Origin of the sequence: Pseudomonas sp. PA-1-3F, from assembly GCF_021609665.1 — a bacterium.
GTDB classification, from domain to species: Bacteria; Pseudomonadota; Gammaproteobacteria; order Pseudomonadales; family Pseudomonadaceae; genus Aquipseudomonas; species Aquipseudomonas paracarnis.
Genome location: NZ_WJZD01000049.1, coordinates 1 through 7,410, shown reverse-complemented (window position 1 = coordinate 7,410; position 7,410 = coordinate 1). Strand labels below are relative to the sequence as shown.

The window sequence follows — 7,410 nt, the reverse complement described above, 5'->3', positions numbered from 1 at the left end:
TGTGTGAAGCAGTTCCGCTTTTTGAACTTTCCGACGTACGGTCATTACGGTAGCCATTATCCGACGCAGCGGTGCCAATCGCTGTGATTTGAGACAAGAAGTCCTAGGGAATTTTAAATGCGTCTGCACCTGTTCAAGGCAATACCGTTCGTTCTCGCCGCCAGTTTCGTACAAGCCCAGACACTGCCCCAAGCCATGCAACAGGCATTGGATGTACACCCGGAAATCCAGGCAGGTGTTAACAGCCGCATCGCTGCCGATTACCAATTGCGCGCCGCACAAGGCGGCTACCTGCCGCGTGTCGACCTGAACGCCGGTTACGGCCGCCAAGGAACCGACAACGCCACCACCCGCGCCAACAACCCTGGCGGCAATCACTGGGACACGCTCAACCGCGGTGAATCCAGCCTGCGCCTGCAGCAAATGATTTTTGACGGTTTCGCCACCTCCAGCGAAGTCGGGCGTCAACAAGCCAACGTTAATTCCCGCGCTTACTCTTTGCTCGGGACTTCCGAGCGCACCGCGCTGACCGTTGCCCAGGTTTACCTGGAAGTATTGACCCGTCGTGAGTTCGTACGCCTGGCCGAAGATAACCTGCGCAACCACGAACGCATCTACGACCAGATCAAGTTGCGCACCGAGCGCGGCGTCGGCAACGGTGCCGACCAGGACCAGGCCGAAGCGCGCCTGGCCCAGGCCCGTAACAACTTGATCACCGAGCAGACCAACCTGGCCGATGCGCAGGTCAACTACCTCAGCGCCGTCGGCCAGATGCCCGACGAACTCGAGCGTCCGGCCCCATTCATGGCCATGCTGCCGGCAGACCTGAATGAAGCGCGTCGCCAGATGCTCGACAACAGCCCGATCCTGCGTTCGGCCGAGTCGGATATCTCTGCCGCCGAGAAGCAGTACGACGCCGCCAAGTCCAACTTTTATCCGCGTTTTGACGCTGAATTGGGTACCAACGCCGACAACAACGTCTCCGGTGATCCCAACCACAGCAATGGTTGGGAAGCCATGGTGCGCATGCGCTTCAACCTGTTCGCCGGTGGTAGCAACAAGGCCGACCTGCAATCGAAGTCCTACCAGGCCAACCAGGCGCTGGACATCCGTAACAATGCCTTGCGCCAACTCAATGAAGAACTAGGCTTGGCCTGGAACGCCCTGAACAACGCCAATGCGCAATTGCCGGTCGCCCAGCAGTACGTGGATCACAGCACCCGCGTACGCACGTCCTACCAGCAACAGTTCAGCCTTGGTCAACGTACGCTGTTGGATTTGCTCGACAGCGAAAATGAATTGTTCACCGCTTCCCGCCGCCTGGAAGAAATCAAGAACATTCAGTTATTTACTCAGTACCGAATCAAGGCGACCATGGGCGAATTGCTCAAGAGCCAGGGAGTGGTTGCACCAATGGCCTCCGTCGTGCAGAACGACGTGAAACCTAAAGTCCAACTGCCTGGGATGAATTGAGCCACCCCAATAGCCCCATCTGTTAGTCGAGAGTGCCCCGCGTGGAACCTGAAGTCAGTCGAGTTCATCTCAGTCATGATCCACGCGCACTGCACGACGACCCGTTACTTGACGGGTTGTTGGCGCTCTGCGCCCTGCATCAAAAACCGGCCAGTGCGGCCATGCTCACCACCGGCCTGCCGCTGCCTTCGCAACGCTTGAGTGCCGAACTGCTGCCGCGTGCCGCTGCGCGGGCCGGGTTGCAAGGCCGGCTGCTGCAACGCAAGTTGGAACAGATCCCGACCATTGCACTGCCGGCGCTGCTGTTGCTCAAGGACGGTCGCAGTACCGTGCTGGTGGGCTGGGAGGGCGAAGATGAAGCGCGGATCCTGCTCAGCGAAAGCGACGGCGGTGAAGTGCTGATCAAGCGCGAAGCACTGGCCGACGACTACATCGGCAAAGTCTTCTTTGCACAGCCGCAGCACAAGTTCGACGTCAACCACGGCAGCCTGATTCCGCGGGCGCGCTCGTGGTTCCGTGACACCCTCATGCGTTCACGCTGGCTCTACACCGACGCCATCGCCGCCAGTTTCCTGATCAACATCATCGCCATGGCCGCGCCGCTGTTCGTGATGAACGTGTACGACCGCGTTGTGCCGAACCAGGCCACCGCCACCCTGTGGGTGCTGGCCGTGGGCATCTGCGGTGCCTACCTGTTCGACCTGATCCTCAAAAGCCTGCGCAGCCTGTGCCTGGACCTGGCCGGTAAAAAGACCGACCTGATCATCTCGGCCACGCTGTTCGAGCGCATCGTCGGCATGTCCATGAAATACCGTCCGGCGCGGGTCGGCAGCTTCGCGCAGAACATCCATGAGTTTCAAAGCTTGCGCGACTTCCTCGCGTCGCTGACCCTCACCAGCCTGATCGACCTGCCGTTTACGCTGCTGATCTTCCTGGTCATCGCCATTCTCGGCGGGCACCTGGTGTGGATCCCGGTGCTGGCGTTCCCACTGGCCTTGGGCATCGGCTACGCCTTGCAAAAGCCCCTGGTCGCGACCATGGAACGCACCATGGCGCTGGCCGCCGAGCGCCAGTCGAGCCTGATCGAAACCCTCGCCGGGCTCGATGCGGTCAAGGTCAACAATGCCGAGAGCGAGCGTCAGTACGGCTGGGAACAGACCATCGGTACCCTGAGCCGGCTTGAACTGCGGGTGAAGTTGCTGTCGGGCCTGTCGATGAACATGACCCTGCTGATCCAGCAACTGGCCGGCGTGATCATGATCGTGTTCGGCGTGTACCAGATCATCGACGGCAACCTCAGCATGGGCGGCCTGATTGCCTGCTACATGCTCAGTGGTCGTGCCTTGAGCCCGTTGGCCTCGCTGTCGGGCCTGCTGACGCGCTATCAGCAAGCCAAGGTCACCATGACCTCGGTGGACCAGATGATGGAGCTGCCTCAGGAGCGCAACTTCGAAGAGCGCCCCATGAGCCGTCGCACCCTGCAAGGCGCCATCGAGTGCCGGGGCCTGAACTTCACTTACCCGAACCAGCAGAACCTGGCGCTGAAAAACATCAACCTGGTGATCAAGCCAGGGGAAAAAATCGGCATCATCGGCCGCAGCGGCTCGGGCAAAAGCTCCCTGGCCAAGTTGATCGTCGGCCTTTACCAACCCGACTCCGGCTCCTTGCTGGTGGACGGCGTGGACGTGCGCCAGATCGACGTGAGCGAACTGCGCCACAACATCGGCTATGTCGCCCAAGACATTCAATTGCTGGCCGGCACCCTGCGCGACAACCTGGTCAGCGGTGCGCGCTACGTCGAGGATGAAATGGTCCTGCAAGCCGCCGAACTGGCTGGCGTGCACGAATTTGCCCGCCTGCATCCCCAAGGCTACGAGCTGCAAGTCGGCGAGCGTGGGCAGAACCTGTCCGGCGGCCAGCGCCAGAACGTTGCACTGGCCCGTGCGCTGCTGCTCAACCCGCCCATGCTGCTGCTGGACGAACCCACCAGCGCCATGGACAACACCGGTGAAGAACGCTTGAAGCAACGCCTGCAAGCCGTGGTGCAAAACAAAACCGTGGTGCTGGTCACGCACCGAGCCTCACTGCTCTCCCTGGTTGATCGCCTGCTGGTGGTCGACCGTGGGCAGATTCTCGCGGACGGCCCGAAAGCCGTGGTCATGGAAGCGTTGAAGAAGGGGCAGATCAGTGTTGCTTAACTCCATCAAGAGTGCGGTCGGCCGCTACTTCAAAGGCTCCGATTCGCTGCAGGGCCAGCCGCTGCCCGAGGTCAACAAGGCGCTGATCGAAGATGCGCCACGGGTCATCCGCCTGACCATCTGGGCAATCATCGCGTTCTTTGTATTTCTGGTGGTGTGGGCCGGTTTCTCCCAGATCGACGAAGTGACCCGTGGCGACGGCAAGGCGATTCCGTCGTCCAAGCTGCAGAAAATCCAGAACCTTGAAGGCGGCATCGTCGCCGAGCTGTACGTCAAGGAAGGCCAGATCGTAGAGGCCGGCGCGCCGTTGATTCGTCTCGACGACACGCGGTTTGTCTCCAACGCCGGGGAAACCGAAGCCCTGCGCCTGGCCATGCAACTGCGCGTCGAGCGTTTGAGCGCGCAGGTGGATGACCGCCCGCTGAACATCCCTGACGAGGTGCTCAAGGCCGCGCCGAGCCAGGCCGCCAACGAGCGCTCCTTGTATGAAAGCCGCCGCCAGCAGTTGAAAGACGAAGTCGGCGGCTTGCAGGAGCAACTCGTGCAACGCCAACAGGAACTGCGCGAGTTCACCTCCAAGCAGGGCCAATACCGCAGCCAGTTGTCCCTGCAACGCCAGGAAATCAACATGTCCGAGCCGCTGGTGGCCCAGGGCGCGGTGTCGCCGGTAGAAGTGCTGCGCCTCAAGCGCGCCGAAATGGAAACCCGCGGGCAGTTGGACGCCACCACCCTGGCGATCCCGCGTGCTGAATCGGCGATCAAGGAAGTGCAACGCAAGATCGATGAAACCCGCGGCAAATTTCGCAGCGAAGCCCTGACCCAACTCAACGAAGCCCGTACTGAACTGAACAAGGCCGAGTCCACCGGCCGCGCGCTGGAAGACCGGGTCAGCCGCACCCTGGTCACCTCGCCAGTGCGCGGGATCGTCAAGCAGTTGCTGGTCAACACCGTTGGGGGTGTGATCCAGCCGGGCAGCGATATGGTTGAAATCGTGCCGCTGGACGACACCCTGCTGGTAGAAGCCAAGATCCGCCCGCAAGACATCGCCTTCCTGCACCCAGGGCAGGAAGCGGTGGTCAAGTTCACCGCTTACGACTACACGGTCTACGGTGGCCTGAAGGCCAAGCTCGAACGCATCGGCGCCGACACCATCACTGATGAAGACAAGAAGACCACCTACTACATGATCACTCTGCGCACCGACCGCAGCCACTTGGGCACCGATGAGAAGCCGCTGCTGATCATCCCCGGCATGGTTGCTTCGGTGGATATCATCACCGGCAAGAAAAGCATCCTCAGCTACCTGCTCAAGCCGATCATCAAGGCGCGGGCCGAGGCGTTGCACGAGCGTTGATCTTCAGCGCCCGTACCGACCTTATCGCAGGCAAGCCAGCTCCCACATTTGAATGTGTTCACCAATCAGAATGTGGGAGGGGGCTTGCCCCCGGTGAGCCGTCAGCATCACGCTACAGCTCAAACCAAACGCCATATCCATATGCGCTAACGGTATTTAAGCTTCCATCCTTATGCCTATAAATTCACTCCCCTGTCCGCCGGGAATGAATCAAATGTCTGCCACCACCGCCCTCCAAACCTTCGACATCCACCCCTTCCCCGGCAGTGTCGGCGCCGAGATCATCGGCCTGGACTTATCCCGCCCAGTCAACGACCAGGACTTCGCCCGCATCCATCGCGCACACTTGGACTACCACGTCATCGTGTTCCGCGACCAACGCATCACCCCCGAACAACAGATCGCCTTCAGCCGCCGTTTCGGCGTGTTGCAGATCCATGTGCTCAAGCAGTTCCTGTTGGCCAACCACCCCGAGATCCTGATCGTTTCCAACATCATCGAGAACGGCCAATCCATCGGCCTGGGGGATGCAGGCAAGTTCTGGCATTCGGACCTGTCATACAAAGAACTGCCCAGCCTGGGTTCGATGCTGCATGCCCAGGAACTGCCATCTGAAGGCGGCGACACTCTGTTCGCCGATATGCACAAAGCCTGGGAGCACTTGCCAGGTCACCTGCGCAACGCGGTCGAAGGCCGCAGCGCCGCGCATTCCTACACGGCGCGCTACAGCGAGACCAAATTCGAAGGCAACTGGCGCCCAACCCTTACCCCCGAACAGCTCGCCCAGGTTGCCGAAGTGGTGCACCCCGTTGTGCGCACCCACCCGGAAAACGGCCGTAAGGCGCTGTTCGTCAGCGAGGGCTTCACCACCCGTATCGTCGGCTTGCCCGATGACGAAAGCCGTGACCTGCTGGCCCAGCTCTATGCCTACAGCGTGCTGCCGGAAAATATCTACCGTCATCAGTGGCAGCCCCACGACCTGGTGTTCTGGGACAACCGCTCGCTGATCCACTTGGCCGCTGGTTGCCCAAGCCACCTGCGCCGCAAGTTGTACCGCACCACGATTCAGGGTGATGCGCCTTTCTAACCCGATAAAGCCTGCTAGGATTGCGCCCAGTTCACTCCCAACCGATTACGAGTGCTTGGCATGCAACTACCGGACATGAACCTGCTGGTCGCCCTCGACGCGTTGCTCGACGAGGGCAGTGTGGTGGGCGCCGCGCGGCGGATGAACCTCAGCCCGGCCGCCATGAGCCGCACCCTCACGCGTATCCGTGAAGCGGTCGGTGACCCGATCCTGGTGCGTGCCGGCCGTGGCCTGGTGCCGACGCCCAAGGCGCTCGAGCTGCAAGGCCAGGTGCGCAATGTGGTGGAGCAGGCTGCGTTGCTGTTCCGTTCGGCGGACCAAGTCGATTTGAGCACCTTGCGCCGCCGCTTCAGCGTGCGCGCCAATGACTTTTTCATCGGCGTGTATGGCGGGCGACTGTTCGACACCATGGAGCGTGTGGCGCCGTTGTGTGAGCTGCGCTTTGTGCCCGAAGGCGACACTGACGATGAAGCCCTGCGCGAAGGGCGGTTGGACTTGCGGGTGAGCAACACCATGCCTGCCAGCCCGGAAGTGAAGGTGCAGAACCTGTTCTCCACCACCTTTGTCGGCCTGGCACGACAAGACCACCCGCTGTTCGACGAAGAAATCACGGCGGCACGCTTTGCCAGCTACTCCCACATCAGCATCTCCCGGCGCGGCATCGCCCGTGGGCCCATCGATACCGCGTTGAATGCCCAAGGCCTGGAGCGCCGTGTGGCCATGATCGCCCCAGGCTTTCACGGTGCGATGTTCATGCTGCCCGATTCCGACCTGCTGCTGCCGGTGCCCAAGGAAGCCCTCCTGAGCGCCAAGCGTCTGAACCTGCCACTGCGTGCATTTGCCTTGCCGATTCCACTGCCAACCCTGGTCCTGGCCCAATCCTGGCACCCACGTTTCGACAAAGACCCGGCGCACAAATGGCTGCGTGAAACCATGCGCGAAAGCTGTCATGCCACCTGGCTAGAAGCCCAGCCGGTATAAAGCGAACGCGGATGAATGTGGGAGCTGGCTTGCCTGCGAAGGCGGCGTGTCAGTCACTGAATCTCTTACTGAACTGGCGCTATCGCAGGCAAGCCAGCTCCCACAGGGTTCAGTGTTGATGTTCAAAGTTGCGCCTGGCGCACTTATAACCTGCCAACAAGTAACTTTTTGTCATGAGAGTGCCTGATTAAACTGCTCGGGTATTTCTCATTCCGAGTTACCTGTTCATGACGTCCCTCGCTGCCCCCGTCCTCCAGGCCGCAGCCAAACCTACGGCCCCGAGCCCACCCGTGTTCGGCCCGCGCATCATCATCGGC

Annotated in this window: 5 protein-coding genes; all 5 read left to right on the top strand. The window is 60.9% G+C overall.

What is annotated here, in order from left to right; translation table 11 throughout:
* Positions 1–117 precede the first annotated feature (117 nt).
* The 5 genes from GIV26_RS25015 to GIV26_RS24995 all read left to right on the top strand — a co-directional run bounded on the left by GIV26_RS25015 (position 118) and on the right by GIV26_RS24995 (position 7,093).
* Positions 118–1,473: a TolC family outer membrane protein gene (locus GIV26_RS25015; protein ID WP_034125411.1), complete on the top strand. Its 1,356-nt coding sequence runs from the start codon at positions 118–120 to the stop codon at positions 1,471–1,473.
* A gap of 41 nt (positions 1,474–1,514) precedes the next feature.
* Complete coding sequence (locus GIV26_RS25010) at positions 1,515–3,671, top strand: type I secretion system permease/ATPase (protein ID WP_034125412.1); 2,157 nt, start codon at positions 1,515–1,517, stop codon at positions 3,669–3,671.
* A complete protein-coding gene (locus GIV26_RS25005) occupies positions 3,661–5,025 on the top strand; it encodes an HlyD family type I secretion periplasmic adaptor subunit (protein WP_014716369.1) in 1,365 nt (454 codons plus the stop codon). Before GIV26_RS25010 ends, GIV26_RS25005 begins: the two co-directional genes overlap by 11 nt.
* Before the next feature lie 214 nt (positions 5,026–5,239).
* The gene (locus GIV26_RS25000) at positions 5,240–6,112 is read left to right on the top strand and encodes a TauD/TfdA dioxygenase family protein (protein WP_103299353.1); all 873 of its coding nucleotides are present in this window, start codon (positions 5,240–5,242) and stop codon (positions 6,110–6,112) included.
* 60 nt (positions 6,113–6,172) lie between these two features.
* Positions 6,173–7,093, top strand: coding sequence for a LysR family transcriptional regulator (locus GIV26_RS24995; RefSeq protein ID WP_034125414.1), 921 nt, complete (start codon positions 6,173–6,175; stop codon positions 7,091–7,093).
* Positions 7,094–7,410: the final 317 nt, after the last annotated feature.